Annotated in this window: 20 protein-coding genes; 7 read left to right on the forward strand and 13 right to left on the reverse strand. The window is 67.6% G+C overall.

Annotated elements, in window-relative coordinates:
• Positions 1-540 precede the first annotated feature (540 nt).
• Positions 541-1,272, forward strand: a complete 732-nt coding sequence (locus AC5P8F_RS08935) for a CoA transferase subunit A (protein WP_053494809.1) — start codon at positions 541-543, stop codon at positions 1,270-1,272.
• A 1-nt stretch (position 1,273) separates the two neighbouring features.
• Positions 1,274-1,903 (forward strand): CoA transferase subunit B, encoded by a 630-nt coding sequence (locus AC5P8F_RS08940; protein ID WP_053494810.1) that lies wholly within the window; start codon positions 1,274-1,276, stop codon positions 1,901-1,903.
• 30 nt (positions 1,904-1,933) lie between these two features.
• On the opposite strand, the gene AC5P8F_RS08945 is transcribed toward AC5P8F_RS08940, so the two are convergent.
• Entirely contained in the window at positions 1,934-3,826 is a 1,893-nt protein-coding gene (locus AC5P8F_RS08945) for a glycoside hydrolase family 99-like domain-containing protein (protein ID WP_495227947.1), read from the reverse strand.
• A gap of 118 nt (positions 3,827-3,944) precedes the next feature.
• Between AC5P8F_RS08945 and AC5P8F_RS08950 the strand changes: the two genes are divergently transcribed.
• Positions 3,945-4,532: an alpha-ketoglutarate-dependent dioxygenase AlkB family protein gene (locus tag AC5P8F_RS08950; RefSeq protein ID WP_014645863.1), complete on the forward strand. Its 588-nt coding sequence runs from the start codon at positions 3,945-3,947 to the stop codon at positions 4,530-4,532.
• 75 nt (positions 4,533-4,607) lie between these two features.
• Here the strand turns inward: AC5P8F_RS08950 and AC5P8F_RS08955 are convergent, their stop codons facing one another.
• Genes AC5P8F_RS08955 through AC5P8F_RS08970 form a run of 4 tightly spaced genes read right to left on the reverse strand, consistent with a single transcriptional unit; the run spans position 4,608 to position 8,126 of the window.
• Complete coding sequence (locus AC5P8F_RS08955) at positions 4,608-5,249, reverse strand: ABC-type transport auxiliary lipoprotein family protein (protein ID WP_495227949.1); 642 nt, start codon at positions 5,247-5,249, stop codon at positions 4,608-4,610.
• Positions 5,246-6,172, reverse strand: a complete 927-nt coding sequence (locus AC5P8F_RS08960; RefSeq protein ID WP_014645865.1) for an MlaD family protein — start codon at positions 6,170-6,172, stop codon at positions 5,246-5,248. Before AC5P8F_RS08960 ends, AC5P8F_RS08955 begins: the two co-directional genes overlap by 4 nt.
• 3 nt (positions 6,173-6,175) lie before the next feature.
• Positions 6,176-7,003, reverse strand: a complete 828-nt coding sequence (locus tag AC5P8F_RS08965; protein ID WP_046428302.1) for an ABC transporter ATP-binding protein — start codon at positions 7,001-7,003, stop codon at positions 6,176-6,178.
• 1 nt (position 7,004) lies between these two features.
• Positions 7,005-8,126, reverse strand: coding sequence for an MlaE family ABC transporter permease (locus AC5P8F_RS08970; RefSeq protein WP_014645867.1), 1,122 nt, complete (start codon positions 8,124-8,126; stop codon positions 7,005-7,007).
• A gap of 92 nt (positions 8,127-8,218) precedes the next feature.
• On the opposite strand from AC5P8F_RS08970, the gene AC5P8F_RS08975 reads away from it, so the two are divergent.
• Positions 8,219-9,478 (forward strand): threonine/serine exporter family protein, encoded by a 1,260-nt coding sequence (locus AC5P8F_RS08975; RefSeq protein WP_014645868.1) that lies wholly within the window; start codon positions 8,219-8,221, stop codon positions 9,476-9,478.
• A gap of 93 nt (positions 9,479-9,571) precedes the next feature.
• On the opposite strand, the gene AC5P8F_RS08980 is transcribed toward AC5P8F_RS08975, so the two are convergent.
• The 3 genes from AC5P8F_RS08980 to AC5P8F_RS08990 form a co-directional block, all read right to left on the reverse strand.
• Positions 9,572-9,955 carry an H-NS histone family protein gene (locus AC5P8F_RS08980; protein WP_049442153.1) on the reverse strand — a complete coding sequence of 128 codons (384 nt, stop codon included), beginning with the start codon at positions 9,953-9,955 and terminating at the stop codon, positions 9,572-9,574.
• Positions 9,956-10,175: 220 nt separating this feature from the next.
• Entirely contained in the window at positions 10,176-11,879 is a 1,704-nt protein-coding gene (locus AC5P8F_RS08985) for a proline--tRNA ligase (RefSeq protein WP_495227951.1), read from the reverse strand.
• A 576-nt stretch (positions 11,880-12,455) separates the two neighbouring features.
• Positions 12,456-12,833: a DUF4124 domain-containing protein gene (locus AC5P8F_RS08990; protein WP_197605785.1), complete on the reverse strand. Its 378-nt coding sequence runs from the start codon at positions 12,831-12,833 to the stop codon at positions 12,456-12,458.
• 80 nt (positions 12,834-12,913) lie between these two features.
• Between AC5P8F_RS08990 and pssA the strand changes: the two genes are divergently transcribed.
• The 3 genes from pssA to rimI are packed head-to-tail and all read left to right on the forward strand — an operon-like array spanning position 12,914 to position 14,684.
• The gene (gene pssA / locus AC5P8F_RS08995) at positions 12,914-13,690 is read left to right on the forward strand and encodes a CDP-diacylglycerol--serine O-phosphatidyltransferase (protein ID WP_005415206.1); all 777 of its coding nucleotides are present in this window, start codon (positions 12,914-12,916) and stop codon (positions 13,688-13,690) included.
• On the forward strand, positions 13,687-14,190 hold the full coding sequence (locus AC5P8F_RS09000; protein ID WP_014645872.1) for a hypothetical protein: 504 nt from the start codon (positions 13,687-13,689) through the stop codon (positions 14,188-14,190). Before pssA ends, AC5P8F_RS09000 begins: the two co-directional genes overlap by 4 nt.
• A complete protein-coding gene (rimI, locus tag AC5P8F_RS09005) occupies positions 14,187-14,684 on the forward strand; it encodes a ribosomal protein S18-alanine N-acetyltransferase (RefSeq protein ID WP_014645873.1) in 498 nt (165 codons plus the stop codon). The genes AC5P8F_RS09000 and rimI overlap by 4 nt, the downstream gene beginning before the upstream one ends.
• Positions 14,685-14,729: 45 nt before the next feature.
• Here the strand turns inward: rimI and AC5P8F_RS09010 are convergent, their stop codons facing one another.
• The 5 genes from AC5P8F_RS09010 to AC5P8F_RS09030 all read right to left on the reverse strand — a co-directional run bounded on the left by AC5P8F_RS09010 (position 14,730) and on the right by AC5P8F_RS09030 (position 20,744).
• Complete coding sequence (locus AC5P8F_RS09010; protein WP_032962266.1) at positions 14,730-15,551, reverse strand: EamA family transporter; 822 nt, start codon at positions 15,549-15,551, stop codon at positions 14,730-14,732.
• A 133-nt stretch (positions 15,552-15,684) separates the two neighbouring features.
• Positions 15,685-18,513 (reverse strand): valine--tRNA ligase, encoded by a 2,829-nt coding sequence (locus AC5P8F_RS09015; protein WP_495227952.1) that lies wholly within the window; start codon positions 18,511-18,513, stop codon positions 15,685-15,687.
• A gap of 33 nt (positions 18,514-18,546) precedes the next feature.
• Positions 18,547-18,738, reverse strand: coding sequence for a YqaE/Pmp3 family membrane protein (locus AC5P8F_RS09020; RefSeq protein ID WP_014035920.1), 192 nt, complete (start codon positions 18,736-18,738; stop codon positions 18,547-18,549).
• Positions 18,739-18,757: 19 nt separating this feature from the next.
• The gene (locus AC5P8F_RS09025) at positions 18,758-19,183 is read right to left on the reverse strand and encodes a DNA polymerase III subunit chi (protein WP_014645876.1); all 426 of its coding nucleotides are present in this window, start codon (positions 19,181-19,183) and stop codon (positions 18,758-18,760) included.
• 82 nt (positions 19,184-19,265) lie between these two features.
• Positions 19,266-20,744 (reverse strand): leucyl aminopeptidase, encoded by a 1,479-nt coding sequence (locus AC5P8F_RS09030; protein WP_075076732.1) that lies wholly within the window; start codon positions 20,742-20,744, stop codon positions 19,266-19,268.
• Positions 20,745-20,837 lie beyond the last annotated feature (93 nt).

Consider the following 20,837-nt stretch of genomic DNA (forward strand, 5'->3'; position numbering starts at 1 on the left):
TACCGCTTGGCAAGCGGGTAAACGGCCGCTGGCTGGGCGATCACGGCCAGGCCAGCCTGCGTCAAGTGGCCGGGAGCCAGCAGCAGCCCCAGGAGTTCCTGCCACTGGCAGCCAAACGCGATCACGCCGTTGCTGGCGTACTTGACGTGGCGGAGCAGGACCGGCGGGCGATGGCCGGACGCGGACAGCTGCAGGGATGACGCAGGCTTGTGGCGCGGTTGCTTCCCCCCGCCAGGAATTTCTGGCCGAGCATTTCACCCTGGCGACGCGCCTGTCGCCGCATGGCTGCGTGCCGCGACATCTGACAGGCAGCGTTCACCCTTTTCCAGCGGCCACGCGTCCGTCCCGCGAAGCAGGCCCTCTTCGTTGCAGGTCCGGGCCATCAGTGCGGGCGAGCCGAGCGCCGCGCCCACCACCGGCAGGAGAAACCCCCATGCAACGCAGCCCTTGGCGATGCCTCGGCAATGCTGCGGCGCATCCAGCTCTTTCGTTGCCTCCGGCTAGAATGCGGTCATCCTCAACGTGCAGGGCAGTAGAGCAATGCAGCAATCGACTTCCGGCGGAAAGCGCGGCAAGCGCTTCGCCAGTGCGACGGAGGCCCTGCAGGGGGTGGTCGCCGATGGACAGACCCTGGCCGTGGGCGGCTTTGGCCTGTGTGGCATTCCCGAGGCGCTGATCGCTGCGCTGCGCGACAGTGGCGTCAAGGGCCTGACCGTGATCTCCAACAATGCCGGTGTCGATGGCTTCGGACTGGGCCAGCTGCTGGAAACCCGGCAGATCAAGAAAATGATTTCGTCCTACGTGGGCGAGAACAAGGAATTCGAACGGCAGTTTCTGGCTGGTGAGCTGGAGCTGGAGTTCAACCCGCAGGGCACACTGGCCGAGCGCCTGCGTGCCGGTGGTGCGGGTATTCCGGCATTCTTCACTGCCACCGGCTATGGCACGGTGGTTGCCGAGGGCAAGGAAACCCGCGAGTTCGACGGTAAGCACTACGTGATGGAGACGGCGCTGCGCGCCGATGTGGCACTGGTCAAGGCCTGGAAGGCCGACGAGGCCGGCAACCTGGTGTTCCGCAAGACCGCACGCAACTTCAACCCGGCCTGTGCGATGGCCGGCAAGGTCTGCATCGTGGAAGTGGAGGAGGTGGTGCCGGTCGGTGCCATCGACCCGGACCAGGTGCACCTGCCAGGCATCTATGTGCACCGCATCGTGCACAACGCGCATCCTGAGAAGCGAATCGAACAGCGCACCATCCGCGCGGAGGGCAACTGACATGGCGTGGACCCGTGACGAGATGGCGGCACGCGCCGCCCAGGAGCTGATCGATGGCGCCTACGTGAACCTGGGCATCGGCCTGCCGACGCTGGTTGCCAATCACATTCCCGAAGGCGTGGATGTGTGGCTGCAGTCGGAGAACGGCCTCCTCGGCATCGGCCCGTTCCCGACCGACGCTGAAGTCGACGCGGACCTGATCAATGCCGGCAAGCAGACGGTTACGGCGCGTGCCGGTGCCAGCTACTTCGGCAGCCACGACAGCTTCGCGATGATCCGCGGTGGCCATGTGAACCTGGCCATCCTTGGCGCCATGCAGGTCACCGACAAGGGTGACCTGGCCAACTGGATGGTGCCCGGCAAGATGGTCAAGGGCATGGGCGGGGCAATGGACCTGGTCGCCGGCGTGCAGCGCGTTGTGGTGCTGATGGAGCACACTGCCAAGAACGGCGAGCACAAGATCCTGGCCGAATGCACGCTGCCGTTGACCGGCGTGGGCGTGGTCGACCGCATCATCACCGATCTGGCGGTGTTCGACGTGACTGAAAAGGGCCTGTTGCTGGTGGAGGCCGCGCCGGGTGTCAGCGATGAAGAGCTGAAGGAAAAGACCGGCGTCGCGTTCCGGCGTTGAGGACAATGATGTTGCCGCGCAGCGCCAGCCTCAGGGTTGGCGTTGTGCGCCTCCGACGACGTAGCCGGCGTTGGCAACAAGGCCCGGCAGCAACTGCATGACCGGATCAAGTGCATTGTCGTTGTCCAGCTCACTGGGATAGCAGTGCGCATCCAGCAGTGACCGCAACGCCGACGCCCGCAGCCACATCGTGCCTGCTGTCTGCGGCGTAGGGGCGTCGGCCATCCCCAGCCGCGCCGCCCAGCGGAGATGACGGCGTGAAACGGCGATGGCCTCCGGAGTGGATGCCGCGAACATGCCCAGCGCAGGTTGCTCATCGAACTGTTGAAGCACAGCGTCGAGATCGGCCGTTCCTGGTAGCTGAGGTCTTGTCTCGCTGCTTCCGCGGAGGTCCAGCCAGCAGGCCAGCAACGATGGATCCGGACCAAAAGCCTCCAGGACCTGCACGATGCTGGACAGGGCATTGCCCGCATGGCCGATGATATCGACCGCAGCGTCATGAGGGCGCTGCGCCATTGGAATGAAAACACGGTAGCTCACGCCCAGGCCGCTGGCGGCCTCGCAAGCTGTAGCGATCAGCCCGGGATCATCAATGAGAATCAGCAGGCAGGCCCGCAGGGGGCCGGCGGGCGAAGCCGGGGACAGCGCTTGGCGCGTCGCGTCAAGCCAGGCATGCCCAAGCCGGGCATCCGGTTCCAGCACCGCGCCTTCGGCCCATTCGTTCCAGGCATTGATGAAGACCATGCGTTGGCGCGCAGGCGCCAGGGCCAGGCGTTCATGGATCGTGGTGCGCAACCAGTCGCGGTAGCCACGGGGTGAGGCGTGCAGGTACACGCGGCCGCGGCCGGAACGACGCGCCTCGTTGTCCCAGCCCGGGTTCACGCCGGGATAGAGCGGATAATCCGGAAGCGGCCGCGCTGCGATTTCTGCAGCCAGTTCGCGCCAGTCGCGTACATCGCCATTGAAGGCAGGATTGAGCAGCCACTGCTGTGCCGACAACGAGCGCGGGTTACTCATGTTCGGCGGGAATTCGACGGCGGCATCAAAGCCGATATCGCGCGGATCCGGTCGCTCGAAGCCTTGGACGTAGGCCAGGTGGATCTCGCCCACGCCGTTGTCGCGGCACCAGCGGCGCCAGCGCTCGGCAGTCGCCCGGGCGTCGGGCAGCAGGTTCGGGCGATAGACCAGCAGCATCGGCCGACCCTCGACCTTCAATGCACGGCGGTCGCGCAGGTAGGGCGCGACATGTGCGATGAAGGCCAGATCGTCCTCTGCGCTGTGCTGCTGGCCGATCAGGATGTCGTCGTCGCGGCCGTCCCAGCGTCGTGCCCAGTTCTCGTTGGCCCAGCACAGGCAGAACGGCAGGTCGATGCTGTCATCGGCCAGCCATTGACGCAGCGGGTCCTCCATCAGGGTGCGGCCGCTGAACCAATAGTAGTAGAAGCAGAATGCGCCGATGCCGTACTCCGCAGCCAAGCGTGCCTGGTCACGCATCACCTGCAGGTTGCGCAGGTCATAAAAGCCGAGGTCGGCCGGCAGGCGGGGTTGGATGTGACCTTCGAACTGCGGCAGGGCGCGGGTGACGTTGCGCCACTCGGTAAAGCCCTTGCCCCACCAGGCGTCGTTCTCCGGGAAGGTATGGAACTGCGGCAGGTAGAAAGCGACCAGCGTCGCCGGCATGGGTGACGGCAATGCTCCCTCACGCCATGGCACGTGGCCGATCGCCGGTTCATCGGCACGCCAGCGCAGCTGGGCACTGGCGCGCGCGCCCCCCTCATCCTGCTGCCCCTTGGGGGGCGGCGGCACCCAGTCGCCATGCCGTGCCAACAGCCGGGTGCGCAACCGGTCGCGCTGCGCCTGCGGCAACGGCAAGGCCCGGAACACGGCGCGCAGCAACGGGAACAGCGACTGGCGCAGGCTCATCGGGCGAGGCCTCGCGACAGCGGGCGGTAGGACGGAATCAGCATCTGGGCAACGGTCATGGCGCCATTTTCGGTGCTGGCGGCCATGACGGCAAACGGCGGCGTGCTAGCGTGTGACCATGCTGTTCCCCCACGACCTGCCCGATGCCGATGTCCTGCACCTGCCGGGATGGCTGGCTGCGGCCGAGGCCGACCAGCTCCTGTATTCGCTGCAGGCCGAAGTGCCCTGGGAAACCCATCGCATCCGCATGTTCGGCAACTGGGTGGACTCGCCGCGGCTGAGCTGCTGGATCGGCGACCCGCAGGCCCGCTATCGCTATTCCGGTGCCGAGTTCGTGCCGCGCCCCTGGCCGCCGGTGTTGCAGGCCATGCGCGGGCGCCTGGAAGCCGAAGGCCACGGCCGCTTCAACAGCGTGCTGCTGAACCGCTACCGCGGTGGCGGTGACTACATGGGCTGGCACAGCGATGACGAGCCGGAGCTGGGTCCGGCCCCGGTGATCGCTTCGCTGAGCCTGGGCGCGGCGCGCCGATTCCTGCTGCGACGCCGCGACGACCCGGCACGCAAGGCTGAATTCGTGCTGGGCCACGGCGACCTGCTGCTGATGGCCGGACAGACCCAGCGCTTCTACCAGCACGCGCTGCCGAAGATGGCGCGGGTGCACGGCGAGCGGATCAACCTGACCTTCCGTTGGATTTCGCCGCGTTGACGAAGAAGGGGTCAGGTCCCTTTCCAGCCCGAAAGGGACCTGACCCCGTAACCACATGCCCGGCGAATGCTGCGATCAGCGCGCAACGGTCGGCTGGTCGGCCTGCCCGCTCTGCAGCGTCCAGCCCACCACGTCCTGCGCCAGCTGCTGCAGGCCACGCTCGAACGCGGCGGTCACCGCCGGTACGTCGGTGCTGCCGACCGGCTGCGCCTGGCGGAAGGTGCGGTCAGCGACCACACGCTGGTCGGCGACATGGATCAGCTTGGCGTTGACCTCGATCACCACGGTGGGCGTGGCCTTGCCCTGGTAATCCGATTCGAAGCGGCGCACATCGGTGGACAGCTTGTAGTCGGCGCGGATGCCGGCGGTGCTGCGGGCCACGCCGCGGATGCGGCCGGAATCCTCGAAGCCACGCAGCAGGGTGTCTTCGATCATGTCGGTGGCCGGTTGCGCCCAGCTGGCACCCTTGTAGATCTCAAGCTGCGACGGTGTCGGCCGCACATTGATGCGCGGGCTGTCGACCATGCGCGCGGCGCTGGGCTTGGCCAGTACCAGCTGCCAGCTGGCCTGCGGCCACGCCGGGTCCGCCTTGACCTGCACGGACGGCGAGTACAGCGTCACCGCGGTTTTCTCGCTGCTGCCGAGGATGGAGCAGCCCCCCAGCAGGGTGACCATCGAAGCGGCCAGCAGCAGGCGCGGAAGGGTGGTCGGGCTCATTTGGGTTCGAACTCCTTCGGTGCGTCGCGGCCCAGCAGGTAGCGCGCGGGGTTGTTCTCGAGGCGGTCGCTGACCCGGCGCAGGTCGCGGATCAGGCCGCGCAGTTCGGTCAGCGTCGGGCCCAGCTGGCCGAGGCCATCGTTGGCGAAGCTGTTGATCGCGGCGCGGTTCTCGCCAAGGATCGAATCGGCGTTGCCGGCGGCCGAGTCGAGCTTGGCCAGGGTCGCGTCGAGCTTGTCGATGATGCCAGGCAGCTGCTGCACCAGGTTCCTGTCCAGGCGCTCGATGGTGCCGTTGGTGGTCTTCAGCGTGGTGTCCAGGCTGCGGGCGGCATCGCGCGCGCTGAGCAGCAGCGCCTGCGTGCCCTGGTCACGGTCGGCCAGGCCGCCGCTGATCGTCTCCAGGTTGGCCAGCGTCGCGTTGATCGAGGCCACGTTGCGGTCGCTGAGGATCTGGTCCATGCGCTCGACGATGCGGTTGGCGACGTCGGTGATGTTCTGCAGCGCAGAGGGCGTGGTCGGGATGATCGGTGCCGGGTCCTTGTTGACCGTGGTCAGCGCCGGCGACTGCGGCGTGCCGCCGCTGAGCTGGATGATCGACGGGCCGGTCAGGCTGGTGATCGCCAGCTTGGCGCGGGTATCGGTCTTGACCGGCGTGTTGGAGTTCAGGCGGATGCGCGCGACTACCTGGCGCGGGTCGTCCGGCACCAGGTTCAGTTCGGTGATCGAGCCCACCGCGATGCCGTTGTACTGCACCGGGCTGCCCACCGACAGGCCGGTCACCGCTTCGCGGAACACCACGCGGTACTCCTGCCAGGTACGGTCGGAGGAGTATTTGGCGGCCCACAGGCCAAAGGCCAGCAGGGCCAGGCCGGTGATCAGGGTGAACGCGCCGATCAGCACGTAGTTGGCTTTGGTTTCCATGGCTCAGGCACTCTCGATCTGTTCGCCACGCGCGGCGCGCGCGCGGGGTCCGTGGAAGTATTCCTGGATCCACGGATGATCCAGTTTCTCGATGTCAGGCAAGGGTGCGTTGGCCACCACCCTGCGGTCGGCGATCACCGCGACCCGGTCGCAGATCGCGTACAGCGTGTCCAGGTCGTGGGTGATCAGGAACACGGTCAGCCCCAGCGCTTCCTGCAGGGTCTTGATCAGGCGGTCGAACGCGGCCGCGCCGATCGGGTCGAGGCCGGCGGTGGGTTCGTCCAGGAACAGCAATGGCGGATCCAGCGCCAGTGCCCGGGCCAGGCCGGCGCGCTTGCGCATGCCGCCGGACAGCTGTGAGGGCAGCTTGTTGATCGCATCGGCGGGCAGGCCGGCCAGCTTCACTTTCAGCAGCGCCAGTTCGTAGTGCCAGCGCTCGGGCAGCTCGCGGTGGTGTTCCTTCAGCGGCACCTGCACGTTCTCGCCCACGGTCAGCGAGGAGAACAGGGCGCCGTCCTGGAACAACACGCCGGTGTTGCGCTCGATGTGCAGCCGGCTCTCGGCGTCGTCGGCACGCGCGTCGCGGCCGAGTACTTCGATCTGCCCGGCATCGGGCACGCGCAGGCCCAGGATCGAGCGCATCAGCACCGATTTGCCGGTACCGGAGCCGCCGACCACGCCCAGGATTTCGCCGCGGCGCACATCCAGGTCCAGGTCTTCGTGCACGGTCTGGCTGCCGAAGCGGTTGACCAGGCCACGCACGCGGATGGCCAGTTCGTGGCCCTGGTCGTCGCGCATGTCGATGGAGTCGGGGAGGGCGGATGTGCTCATGTCACCAGTCCATGTGCATGAACCACAACGCCGCGAAGGCGTCGATGATGATCACCAGCGAGATCGTCTGCACCACGCTGGAGGTGGTGCGCTCGCCGACCGACTGCGCGGTGCCCTCGACCTTCAGTCCTTCCAGGCAGCCGATCAGGCCGATCACCAGCGCGAACACGGGTGCCTTGGACAGGCCGACCAGCAGGTGCCGCACTTCCATCGTCTCGTGCATGCGCGCGATGTACATCTGCGGCGGGATGTCGAGGTCGAACGCGCCGACGGTGATGCCGCCGGCCAGGCCCGCGATCATCGCGATGAAGGTCAGCAAGGGCAGGGTGACCAGCAACGCCAGCAGTCGCGGCAGCACCAGCAGGTCGACCGGGTCCAGGCCCAGCGTGCGCATTGCATCGATCTCCTCGCGTGCCTTCATCGCACCAATCTGCGCGGTGAACGCACTGGCGGTGCGGCCGGCCAGCACGATCGCGGTCAGCAGTACCGCGAACTCGCGCAGGAAGGCGATGTTGACCAGCTCGACCACGTAGATCTCGGCGCCGAAGTCGCGCAGGATGGTCGAGCCGAGGAATGCGATCACCGCACCCACTAGGTAGGACAGCAGCGCCACCAGCGGTACCGCATCCAGCCCCACCTGCTCCATCTGGTGCACGGTGGCGGTCAGCCGGAAGCGGCGGGGTTCCTTGACCAGCCGGGCCGCCTTGACCAGGTTCTCGCCGAGGAAACTGCACAGCGCCTTGATGTTGTGGCCAGTGGCGTGGACGCTGACACCCAGCCGTTCCAGCGCGGCCAGCACGCCGAAATCCCGCTTGGGCTTGGGGCGGTCGTCGGCCACTTCCTCGATGGTGCACACCAGCGCCTGGTGGTCCGCGCGGAACTGCAGTGCGTCTTCGTGCAGATCGGCACGGTGGGCCACGCGCAGCACCTGCAGCACGCCGGCCGAATCCAGCTGCTCGATGCCGGTGGCATCGATGCCGGTCAGCTTGTCGGGAACGCCGTGCAGGACCTCGGCCGCGGCCAGCGCGGTCTTCAAGGTCCAGGTGCCGGACAGGTGGATCAGGCCCGGGTCATGGGCATCCTGTTCGAGCTGGGGGGCGAGGTTCGGGGTGACGTGGGCCATTCGGGTCGCAGCATAACCGTTCTGTATCGGGCTTCGCGTCGAACTCGGATGAATTTCTCCGGTGGGCCCCAGCGTAGGTAATACTACGGCGCATGTCCGCAGACGCTCACACGATCCCCACGCCCCAGGCCACCTACGCACAGCGCGTGGCCTTTGTTTCCGAGATCGCCGGACGCCTGCACAGCTATGGCACCACGGCCCAGCGCCTGGAAACGGCGGTGGTGGCACTGGCCCGCCAGCTCGATCTGGATTGTGAACCGTGGTCGAATCCCACCGGTATCATCCTCAGCTTCAGCGATCCGGCGCAGGCGATCGGCTCCAGCGACATCACCCGCGTGATCCGCTTGGCGCCCGGTGAGAACGACCTGCACAAGCTCAGCGTCGCCGACCATATCGCCGAAGAAGTGTCCAACGGGCGGATGAGCATCGCCCAGGGCCATACCGCGCTGCGCCAGCTGGACAAGGATCCGGGCCGGCGCGGCAAGCTGCGCACCATCCTGTCATTCACCCTCGGCGCGGCCGGCGTGGCCGGCATGTGGAAGCTGCCGTGGCTGGACATCGCCACCGCCGGTGTCATCGGCCTGATGATCGGCCTGCTCGGCATGGTCACCGACCGCCGCCCGGCCACCCGCGAAGCGGCCGAGGCGCTGGCGGCGCTGCTGGCCGGCATGGTCGCCACCCTGGTGGCGTCCTTCATTGGCGCGCTCAACCTCAATACGGTGATCATCGCCTCGCTGGTGGTGCTGCTGCCCGGCATGTCGCTGACCAATGCGGTCAATGAGCTGGCCAGCCAGCACTGGGTGTCGGGCACCGCGCGCTTTGCCGGCGCGCTGACCACCATCATGAAGCTCAGCGTCGGCGCGATGATCGCGGTGACCCTGGCCGACGTGCTCGGGCTGGATCCGGTGATCCGCGCCACGCGGCCGCAGGGGCCGTGGGTGGAGTGGGGTTCGCTGCTGACCGCGGCCTTTGCGTTCGCGATGCTGTTCAAGGCCAACCGGCGCGATTACCCGTGGGTGATCGCCGCCTCGGTGGCCGGTTATGCGATCTCCAAGTTCGGCGGCCATGCCTGGGGCGCGCCGGCCGGCATCTTCCTGTCGGCGATGCTGCTGACCGCGGGCGGCAATCTGTTCGGTCGCCTGGTCGGGCGTCCGGGCGCGATCATCCGCCTGCCCGGCATCATCATGATGGTGCCCGGCAGCACCAGCCTGCGCGGCGTGCTGACCCTGGTCCAGCAACAGGATGTCGGCGCCGGCCAGAGCGTGTTCCTCACCGTGCTCAACGTGGTGATGGCGCTGGTCGCCGGCCTGCTGTTCGGCAACCTGCTGATGCCCGCTCGCAAGACCCTGTGATGATGTCGGTGGGTGTGGACCCCGGTCCACACACCGGAGAATGAAAAACGCCGGCGTCCGCCGGCGTTTTTTCATTCCAACCTGATCCCGGCCTCAGGCCTTCTTGATCAGGAAATCTTCCGGCTTCTTGTTGCCCTTGGCGGTCAGTTCAGCCATCCAGCGCGGCTGCTTGCCACGGCCGGTCCAGGTTTCCTTCGGATTGGCCGGGTTGCGGTACTTCGGTGCAACCTTGCCCAGCTTGCGGCCGGCGGTCTTCGACGGGGCCTTGGCGGCCGGGGCGGCCTTGCGGGCACGCGTGGTCGGGGCGCTGCCGAACAGTTCTTCGATGGTGTAACCCTCGGTCTTGGCCAGCTTGGTCAGCTGGGCCCGGACCTTGGTGATCGGCCGGCGCTTGGCGACGATGGTCTGCTGCTTCTTGGCGGTACGGATCAGGGCGCCCAGCTCGCGTGCTGACAGGCCGGTCAGGTCAATGCTCATTTACGGTTACTCCGGAAACTAATGTGTGGACGGGACAAGCCAGTCCATGGCGTCGGCGGACAGAATAGAGATGAATTAATCACAGCACAAATGCAGGCGGGTCATGGCGTGGCGGCATGCAGACGCCGTCGCGGTGATTTTGACCGGATTATGTCCGCTGCAATATCGGGGAAGGGCGCGGGCAAAAAAAAGACCGGGGCAGGCCCCGGTCTTTTCCTGATCAGCCCTGCAGACGCTGCAGCAGGGAGGCCTTGTCCAGGTTCTCCGCGTCGCTGGCGCGGCGCGAGCGGTACTCGTAGGTGCCAGCGGCCAGGCCGCGTTCGCTGACCACCACGCGATGCGGAATACCGATCAGCTCCATGTCGGCGAACATCGCGCCCGGGCGCAGGCCGCGGTCGTCGAGTGCAGCGTCCAGGCCCGCGTCGCGCAGCTCCTGCAGCAGGTTGGCAGCGGCGTCGGCCACGGCCGCATCGCCCTTCGGGTTGATCACGCACACCACCACCTGCCACGGCGCCATCGCGTCCGGCCAGATGATGCCGGCATCGTCATGGTTCTGTTCGATCGCGGCAGCCACCACGCGCGAGATGCCGATGCCGTAGCACCCCATCGCCATCACCGCGGCCTTGCCGTTCTCGTCCAGCACGGTGGCATCCAGCGCTTCGGCGTACTTGCGGCCGAGCTGGAACACATGGCCGACTTCGATGCCACGTGCGATCTTCAGTTCACCGCCGTCCACGGCACGGTCGCCGGCCCGCACGTTGCGGATGTCGGCCACTTCCGGTTCCGGCAGGTCGCGGCCCCAGTTGACGCCGGCCAGGTGGAAACCGGATTCGTTGGCGCCGACGACGAAGTCGGCCATCGCCGCCACTTCGCGATCGGCGACCACGCGGATGGCCTTGGCCGGGGCGACCGGGCCAAGGAAGCCCGGCACGCTGCCCAGGTGCTCGGCGATTTCCGCCTCGCTGGCGAAGCGCTGCTCGTCCAGGCCGGCGACCTTGGCCAGCTTGATCTCGTTGACCTCATGGTCGCCACGCACCAGCGCCAGCACGAACTGCTGTGCCTTGCCTTCGCCGGCGATCAGCGCCACCGACTTCACCGTGCGCTGCAGGTCGATGCCGAGCAGCGCCGCGACGTCCTCGCAGGTCTTCTGGGTGGGGGTATCCACCTTGCGCATCGTTTCGGTGGCGGCCGCACGCGGCGCCGGGTCGGCGGCAATCGCCGCTTCCATGTTGGCTGCGTAGTCCGAGCCGGTGGAGAACACCAGCGCGTCCTCGCCGGAATCGGCGATGACGTGGAATTCCTGCGACGCATCACCGCCGATGGCACCGGAGTCCGCCTGCACCATGCGGAAATCCAGGCCGAGGCGGGTGAAGATGCGGCTGTAGGCCGACTTCATGTTCTCGTATTCGCGCACCAGGCACTCATCGTGCAGGTGGAACGAATAGGCGTCCTTCATCAGGAACTCGCGCGAGCGCATCACGCCGAAGCGCGGGCGGATCTCGTCGCGGAACTTGGTCTGCACCTGGTAGAAGTTCACCGGCAGCTGCTTGTAGCTGGACAGCTCGCTGCGCGCGAAGTCGCAGGCGGCTTCTTCGGCGGTCGGGCTGTAGCAGAACACCTGGTCCTTGCGGTCCTTGATCTTCAGCAGCTGCGGGCCGAACTTCTGCCAGCGGCCGGTCTGCTCCCACAGTTCCTTCGGCTGGATGGTCGGGATCTGGAATTCCACGGCACCGGCCCGGTCCATTTCCTCGCGCACGATGCGCTCGACCTTGCGCAGCACGCGCAGGCCCAGCGGCGACCAGGTGTACAGGCCCGATGCCAGCTTGCGGATCATGCCCGCGCGCAGCATCAGCCGATGGCTGGTCAGCTCGGCGTCGCTGGGGGTTTCCTTGGTGGTGTGCAGGTGGAACTGGGAGAGGCGCATCGTCGGCTTCGGATAACGGCAGAGACCTCTATTCTGCCAGCCCGGCCGGGGGGAGGGGTATCGGCAGGGCTGCGCCCTGCACCTGCGGGTAGTGCCGGCCGCTGGCCGGCAACAGCAACAGCAAAAACGGGTTTCCTGGGAGATGGCGGGGTGGGTCCGGCGGCAGGGGACGCCGTGAACCCATCTCTGGGGGCTTGGTCGCGGCATCCATGCCGCTCACACCCCTGCCGCCGGACCCACCCCGCCTTCGACAGTTTCCTGCGAGCTGTCGGAATGGCTCCTGGGGTCAGATCCGTTTTCCGCAGGAAAACGGCTCTGACCCCGGATTCAATTCGAGATCCGACAGATTTGATCCACGCATCGCGTGGATCTACTGGCCACCGGGGATCTGTCGGGGGTGGGGCGGTGTCGGATTGCGGGGTGTCCGCGGCATGGATGCCGCGGCCAAGCCCCCATGGACGGGTTTACGGCGTCCCCGCAATCCGACACCGCCCCGCCATTCCACGGAATGCCCGCTTTTGACGTTGCCGTTGCTTGCAGCCTCTGCAGGTGCAGGGCGCAGCCCTGCCGATACCCTTAACCGGCCGGTGGGCAGTACGCCTTGATGGCGGCCTCCGCCAATCCCCTCTGCGCGGTGTGCTGCTCCGGAGTCAACGGGGTATCGGCCTTGCCATCACCATCGGTGTCCTGCATCACCTGGCCACCACCGTCCAGCAGGGCCAGGTTGGCCCGGGCCGTGCCGCACTGCCCGGGGACCGGCGCGGCCGGGGTCTCGGTGCCGGCTGCGGCCTGCGGGGTGCGGGCCTGCTCGCGGGTTTCGAACTTCTTGCCCGCCGGCGGGGTCTCCGAATACTGGGTTACGCCATGGGCGTCCTTCCATTTGTAGACGGGGCCGGCCACGGCGTTGGCAGTGGCCAACAGCAGCAGGCATCCAAGGCAGGACAGGGCACGCATGGCAGACTCCACGGAATGGGCGCAGAACGCCGATTGCAGCATTGGCGCCGACCGCTGGCAAGTCGATTAAACTGGATTCCATGGACCCGATCACACCGCCGCCGCGCTCGCGCACGATTTACCTGCTGCCCAACCTGTTCACCACCGCCGGCCTGTTCGCCGGTTTCTACGCGATCATCGCCGCGGCCAACGGGGATTTCGTCAATGCCAGCATCGCCGTGTTCGTGGCGGCGGTGATGGATGGACTGGACGGGCGCGTGGCGCGCCTGACCGGTACCAGCAGCGAATTCGGCGTGCAGTACGACTCGCTGGCCGACCTGGTCAGCTTCGGCATGGCTCCGGCGCTGGTGATGTACCACTGGTCGCTGTCGTGGCTGAAGTTCGACGATCCGCTGCTCGGCCGCGTCGGCTGGGCCGTGGCCTTCCTGTATGCGGCCTGCGCGGCGCTGCGCCTGGCCCGCTTCAATACCCAGGTAGCGGTGGTCGACAAGCGCTGGTTCGTCGGCCTGGCCAGCCCGGCAGCAGCGGGCCTGATGATGTCCTTCGTCTGGGCGTTCGCCGATGGCAACCTGGGCTGGGACGGCAACCAGCTGCGCTACGTGGCGCTGGCGGTGACGATCATCGCTGCGCTGCTGATGGTCAGCCGCATCCGCTTCTGGAGCTTCAAGGGTGGCGCTGCCAAGGGCACCCGTTCGGACCGCGTGCCGTTCCTGGTGCTGGCACTGGTGCCGGTGGCGATCGCCATTGCGGTCATCGACCTGCCGCGCGTGCTGTTCGCGGTCGGCATCCTGTACGCCTTGTCCGGCCCGGTGATGTGGGCCGTGCAGCGCCTGCGCAAGAAGCCCGAGGCCGCGTGAGCCAGGACCTGCCCGTGCTGTGGTCACCGGCCCAGCAGGCCTGGCTGCAGGCCATGGGCTACACCGTCTATCACGATGGCCAGCTGGCTGCCGAGCTGGATGCCGCGCTGCAGTTGAGCGTGGCCGAAGCCGAGGCCAGCGTCGCCCCGCCGGAACCGGTGCGGGCCCCCGTGCCGTCGCGCGAACAGCATGCCGGGGTGGCGCCCGCAGCCCGCCCGGAACGGCCGGCACCGCCGCGCCGCGAAACGCCGGTCAGTGCCCCGGATACCGTGCCGGCGGCTGAGCGCCCGATGCCCAGCGGCAACGCGCGCCAGCCGGTGGTCCGCCTGCCGGATCGCCTGCAGATCGCGCTGCTGCGTGCGTCCGGCTGCAACCCGAACGACCCGGCTACGCAGCGGTTGATGGACAGCTGGCCGCTTGACCAGCTGCGCCACGACCCGGCCGCCAAGCGTGCGCTGTGGCCGCAGCTGCGTGCCCTGCGCAAGCGGGGCACGCCATGAGCGCGGTCACCCGGCCCGGCCCGGTCAGCCTGCGTGCGTTGCGCGAGAGCGACCTCAATGCGGTAATGGCGATCGAACTGCGCGGCTACCCTTTTCCCTGGACCCGCGGCATCTTCATCGACTGCCTGCGTGCCGGCTATCCCGGCCTGGCGATGGAGCGCGATGGCCTGCTGGTCGGCTATGGCGTGCTCAGCATCGCCGCCGATGAAGCGCACGTGCTGAACATCTGCATCGATCCGCTGGCACAGTCGCGCGGGCTGGGTCGCCAGCTGCTGCGCGCGCTGGTGCAGCTGGCCGCCGACCGTGGCGCACAGCGCGTCTTCCTGGAAGTGCGTCCGTCCAATACGCCGGCGCTGGCGCTGTATCACAGCGAAGGATTCAACGAGATCGGCCGCCGCCCGCGCTACTACCCGGCTGCACAGGGCCGCGAGGATGCGGTCGTGATGGCGATCGAGCTGGTCGACGGCGATCTGCAGGAAATGCCGCCGCTGTAACGCAGACGGGTTGCCGGCCAGCGGCCGGCACTACCGATGCGTCGCTCACGCCAGCCGCAACGCCAGCACGCCGCCCACGATGAGCGACGCTGCCAGCCAGCGCGTGCGCGGCACCCGCTCGCGCAGCAGGAACACCGAGATCAGCAGCGCGAACAGGATCGAGGATTCGCGCAGTGCCGAGATCATTGCCACCGGCGCCTGGGTCATGGCCCACAACGCCATCGCATAGGAGGCGGTGGTGCCGACGCCACCGGCCAGTCCCAGCGGCCAATGCTGCCGCGCATAGTCCAGTACCGCGCCGCCGCGCGTATACAACGCCCACAGCGGCAGCGGGATGCCCGACAGCAGGAACAACCACAACGTGTAGCTGAGCGCGCTGCCGGACTGGCGCGCACCCTGCGCATCGACCAGCGTGTAGGTGGCGATCATCGCTGCGGTCAGCAGCGGCAGGCGCAGTTGGCCGCCGCGCGCCCCCAGTGCCATGCACAGGATGCCGGTGCTCACCAGCACCACGCCCAGCCACGCTGCGGCGGGCAATGGCTCACCGAGCAGGGTGCCGGCCAGTGCGACCAGGATCGGCGCGCTGCCACGCATCAGCGGGTAGGCCAGGCTCATGTCGACCTGCTGGTAACAACGCGCGACCAGCCCGTAGTAGGTCACCTGCAGCAGCACCGACGCAGCCAGCCAGGGCCAGCTGTGCGCGGCCGGGAAGGGCAGGAAGGGCAGGGCGGCGGCCGACAGCAACGCGGCACTGCCGGTCACCAGCACGGTACCGAGGAACTTGTCCGGGCCGCGCTTGACGATCGCATTCCAGCTGGCATGCAGCGCCGCGGCAGCGAGGACGAGCAGGAAGATGGAAAGCGGCATCCGCCGATGATGCCATGCGGGGCAAATGGAAACGCCGGGCATCGCCCGGCGTTTCCGATTCCGCTTGGGTGGGTGCCAACCTCTCCCGCCGTGGCAGGTGCCAACCTTGGTTGGCACGCACCGGAGCGCGGCGTTACAGCTTCGCGCGCTGTTCGCGCAGGCCGGCCAGCTGGGTGTTCCAGTCCGCCAGGCGCACGCGTTCCTGCTCGACCACGGCCGGCGGCACCTTGTCGGTGAACTTGGCCAGCTTGGTCTCGCTCTTTTCCTGCTCGCCTTCCACGCGCTTGATCTCCTTGTCCAGGCGCGCGCGCTCGGCATCGAGATCGACCAGGCCTTCCAGCGGCACCAGCAGCTTCAGCTCACCCACGATCGCGGCGGCCGCCGGCGGTGCGCTTTCGCCCTCGGCCAGCCACTGGATGCTGTCCAGCTTCAGCAGGAACGACAGCGAGGTGCTGAAGCGTTCGATGCGCACGCGGTCCTGCTCCAGGCCGGCCTGCAGGCGCAGCGGCACCTGCCTGGACGGCGCGACGTTCAATTCGCTGCGCACGCGACGCACCGCACTGATCACCGCCTTCAGCCATTCCACGTCGGCCTCGGCCTGGGCGAAATCACCGGCGAATTCGGCGGCGGTCGGGTACGGGCGCAGCGACAGCGTGGTTTCGGCCAGGCCCAGGCGCGGGGCCAGCTGCTGCCACAGCTGTTCGGTGATGAACGGGGTGAGCGGGTGCAGCAGGCGCAGCAGCGCTTCCAGCACGTACAGCAGGGTGTGGCGGGTGCTTTCGGCATCAGCCGCGTCGGCACCGTTCAGTGCCGGCTTGCTCAGCTCCAGGAACCAGTCGCAGAACGCGTTCCAGGCGAACTCGTACAGGCACTGCGCCAGCAGGTCGAAGCGGTACGCGGCGAAATGGCCCTGCGCTTCGGCGGTGGTGGCGGCCAGGCGCGAAAGGATCCAGCGCTCGGCATCGGTGCGCGGGGTCGGCACGCCGGTGAACGCCGCACCTTCGGTGTTCATCAGCGCGAAGCGGCTGGCGTTCCACAGCTTGTTGCAGAAGTTCTTGTAGCCCTCGGCGCGGTTCATGTCGAACTTGATGTCGCGGCCGTGGGTGGCCAGCGCGGCGATGGTGAAGCGCAGCGCATCGGCACCGTGGGCAGCAATGCCGTCCGGGAATTCCTTGCGGGTGGCCTTCTCGATCTTCTCCACCATCTTCGGCTGCATCAGGCCGCCGGTGCGCTTGGCGACCAGGTCGTCGATGGTGATGCCGTCGATGATGTCCAGCGGGTCGAGCACGTTGCCCTTGCTCTTGGACATCTTCTGGCCCTGGCCGTCGCGGATCAGGCCGGTGAAGTACACGTCCTTGAACGGGATCTTCCCGACCAGGTTGTCGGTGGCCATGATCATGCGCGCCACCCAGAAGAAGATGATGTCGAAGCCGGTGATCAGCACCGACGACGGCAGGTAACGGTCGAAGCCGCGCTCGGCCATGGCCTGTTCGTTCGGCCAGCCCAGGGTGGAGAACGGCCACAGCTGCGAGGAGAACCAGGTCTCCAGCACGTCGCTTTCCTGGTTCAGCACCACCTCGCTGCCCAGGTTGTGCTTGGCCCGCACTTCCTCTTCGCTGCGACCGACGTAGCAGCTGCCGGTGGCGGCATCGAACCACGCCGGGATGCGGTGGCCCCACCACAGCTGGCGGCTGATGCACCAGTCCTGGATGTTGTTCATCCAGTGGCGGTAGGTGTTGATCCAGTTCGGCGGCACGAAGGCAATGCTTCCGTCCTCGACCAGTTCCAGGCCACGCTTGGCCAGGTCGTCCATCTTCACGAACCACTGGTCGGTCAGGTACGGCTCGATCACCTGGCCGGTTCGGTCGCCACGCGGCACCTGCAGCTTGTGCGCCTTGGTCTCGACCAGGATGCCCAGGTCTTCCAGCTCGGCCAGCACGGCCTTGCGTGCTTCATAGCGGTCCAGGCCCCGGAAGCGTTCCGGCGCGTTCTCGTTCAGCGCCGCCACCGGGGTGAACAGGTTGATCATCGGCAGGCTGTGGCGCACGCCCACTTCATAGTCGTTGAAATCATGTGCAGGGGTGACCTTGACCACGCCGGTGCCGAACGCGCGGTCCACGTAGTCGTCGGCGATCACCGGCACGCGGCGCCCGGTCAGCGGCAGCACTACGTTCCTGCCGATCAGGTGCGCGTAACGCTCGTCTTCCGGGTGCACCATCACCGCGGTATCGCCCAGCAGGGTTTCCGGGCGGGTGGTGGCAACGACCAGGTAGTCGCGGGTTTCGCGCAGGGTTTCCACGCCGTCGGCATCGCGCTCGACGTGTTCGTAGCTCAGGCCGTCATCCAGCGTGTAGGCGATCGACCACAGGAAGCCGTCCTCCTCGGCGCTCTCCACTTCCAGGTCGGAAATGGCGGTCTTCAGCACCGGGTCCCAGTTGACCAGGCGCTGGCCGCGGTAGATCAGGCCCTGCTCGTACCAGCGCACGAAGGCCTCGTTGACCGCCGCCGATGGCTGCGGGTCCATGGTGAAAGTGCTGCGCGACCAGTCGGCGGAGGTGCCGAGGCGGCGCATCTGGCGTTCGATGGTGTCGCCGGACTGCTGCTTCCACTCCCAGACCTTGCCGATGAAGCCTTCGCGACCCAGCGAATCGCGGGTCTCGCCCTTGCCTTCCAGCGCCAGGTTGCGGCTGACCACCATTTCGGTGGCGATGCCGGCATGGTCGGTACCGACCTGCCACAGCGTGTCGTAGCCGCGCATGCGGTGGTAGCGCACCAGCGCATCCATCAGGGTCTGCTGGAAGGCATGGCCCATGTGCAGGGTGCCGGTCACGTTCGGCGGTGGCAGCAGGATGGTGTACGGCTCGCCCGTGCCGGACGGCTTGAAGTGGCCGGCCTTCTCCCAGGCCTCGTAGAGGTCGGTCTCGAAGGACGTCGGGTCGTAGCTGGAGGCAAGTTGGGTCATGCGGGGGAACCGGTAATCAAGGCGGAAGGGAGATCAGCGCGACCCGAGGGCGCGGCGGATCTTCTGGTCGGTGTGGTACTGGCTGACCGCGTAGGCGGCCCAGATGGCGGCGGGCAGCCAGCCGATCAGGGTGATCTGCAGGATCAGGCAGACGATCCCGGCCAGCGGCCGGCCGATGGTGAAGAAGGACAGCCAGGGAAGAATCAGGGCGATCAGCAGGCGCATCAAGGGGTCCTCGCCGGGCTCACATGTCGTGCTTGTTGAGGTCGTAACCGGCGGCCTTGTACTGGCGCCAGCGCTCGCGCAGCGGTTCGCGCGCTTCCGGATCGGCCGGGACCACTTCCAGCACACGCTCGCACTGGCCCAGCCAGGGCTCATCGCGCAGGTTGATCACCAGCGGGCGTGCCGGCGCGTCGGTGCCGGGTACGGCGATCAGCACCAGGGCCTCTTCCTCGTCCATGTCTTCGCCGGCAATCTGGTGCGGGATGTAGGCATCGTTGTCGAACGCCCACAGCAGCTCGTCCAGTTCCTCGGCCTGGGCCTGGTCACGGGCCAGCACCAGGGTGAACAGCCCGGCGTCGTTGGCCTTGCGCGCCAGTTCGCAGACCAGGCGCAACGGCTCGGTCAGGAAGCGGGGCTTGGCGATCAGGTAGAAGTCGGCGCGGGGCATGGCAGGGTCCGGGTCAGGCAAGGGCCCGGCAGTGCCGGGCGAGGCCCCGGCCGGCGTCTGCCGGCCAGGGTCGGGTACGGCATCAGGCGCGGGCGACCTGGTCCAGCAGCCACTGGCTCAGCAGGCCGACCGGGCGGCCGGTGGCCATGCCACGCTTGCCTTCATCGCTGGCGACGCCGGCGATGTCCAGGTGGGCCCAGCGCTGGCCTTCGGTGAAGCGCGACAGGAAGCAGCCGGCGGTGATCGCGCCGGCCCAGCGGCCGCCGATGTTGTAGACGTCGGCGAAGGTCGAATCCAGCATCGGCTGGTACTCGTCCCACAGCGGCAGGCGCCAGGCGCGGTCGAACACGTGCTCGCCGGCGGCCAGCAGCTCGTTGGCCAGGTCGTCGTGCTTGCTCATCAGGCCGGCGGTCTGGTGGCCCAGGGCGACCATGCAGGCACCGGTCAGGGTGGCGACGTCGACCAGCGCGGCCGGCTCGAAGCGCTGTGCGTAGGTCAGCGCGTCGCACAGGATCAGGCGGCCTTCGGCGTCGGTGTTGCCGACTTCGATGGTCTTGCCCGACATCGAGGTGATCACGTCGGAAGGACGGTAGGCGTTGCCGTCGATGGCGTTTTCCACCGCCGGCACCACCACCACCAGGTTCAGCGGCAGCTTGGCCTTGACCGCCGCGACGAAGGTGCCGATGACGTTGGCGCCGCCGCACATGTCGTACTTCATCTCTTCGATGCCGCCCTGGGTCTTCAGGTTGACGCCACCGGTATCGAAGGTGATGCCCTTGCCGACCAGCACGTAGGGCTTGGCGTCGCCGCCATTGTTCCACTTCAGCACGACCAGGCGCGGGCGGTTGGCCGAACCGCGGGCCACGGCCAGCAGCGAGCCCATGCCCAGCGCTTCCATCTGGTGCTCGTCGAGGATCTCGGCTTCGGCACCCTCGTGCTCGCCGGCGAACTTCACGCCCACGTCGGCCAGATAGGCCGGGGTGCAATAGTTCGGCGGCAGATTGCCCAGCTCGCGGGCGAACTCGACACCGGCGGCGATGGCCTGGCCCTGGGCCAGGGCCTGGGCGTCGTCACCGGCCACGGCCAGCTGGGCCAGGCCGGCATCGTCGGCCTTTTTCTTGCCCAGGGTGGCGGTGTAGCGGTAGGCGGCGTGATCGGCGGCGATCACTGCCTGGCGGATCGCCCAGGCCGCGTCGCGGTCCTTGATGGCCACTTCGGACAGGGTGAACAGCGCGCTGCGGACGGCGCCGGCCTTCAGCGCGCGCACCGCGTCGCCCACGGCCTTCAGGTACTGCGGCACGCCGAAGCGGGCGGCGTCGCCGAGGCCGACCACCAGCACGCGCGGCGCGGTCACGCCCGGCAGGTCGTGCAGCAGGGTGGTCGCGCCGGTCTTGCCGGACAGGTCGCCACGCTGGGCCAGGGCGGCCAGGCGGCCACCGCTGGCGGCGTCCAGGGCCTGCGCGGCCGGGGTCAGGGTATGGTCGGCATACGCGCCGACCACCAGGCAATCAACGGTGGCGGCGGCCGGAGCAACGTGGTTCAGGGTGAATTCGAGGGCCATTGAGCAGATTCCATTGGCGAGTCCGTACAATCGCAGGCCGTTTACGCCCAGACAGTAGACTGGGCGGCACCGCGAACGAACCCCAGAGTTTAA

It is taken from the genome of Stenotrophomonas sp. YJH_SMC_69 (assembly GCF_059370495.1).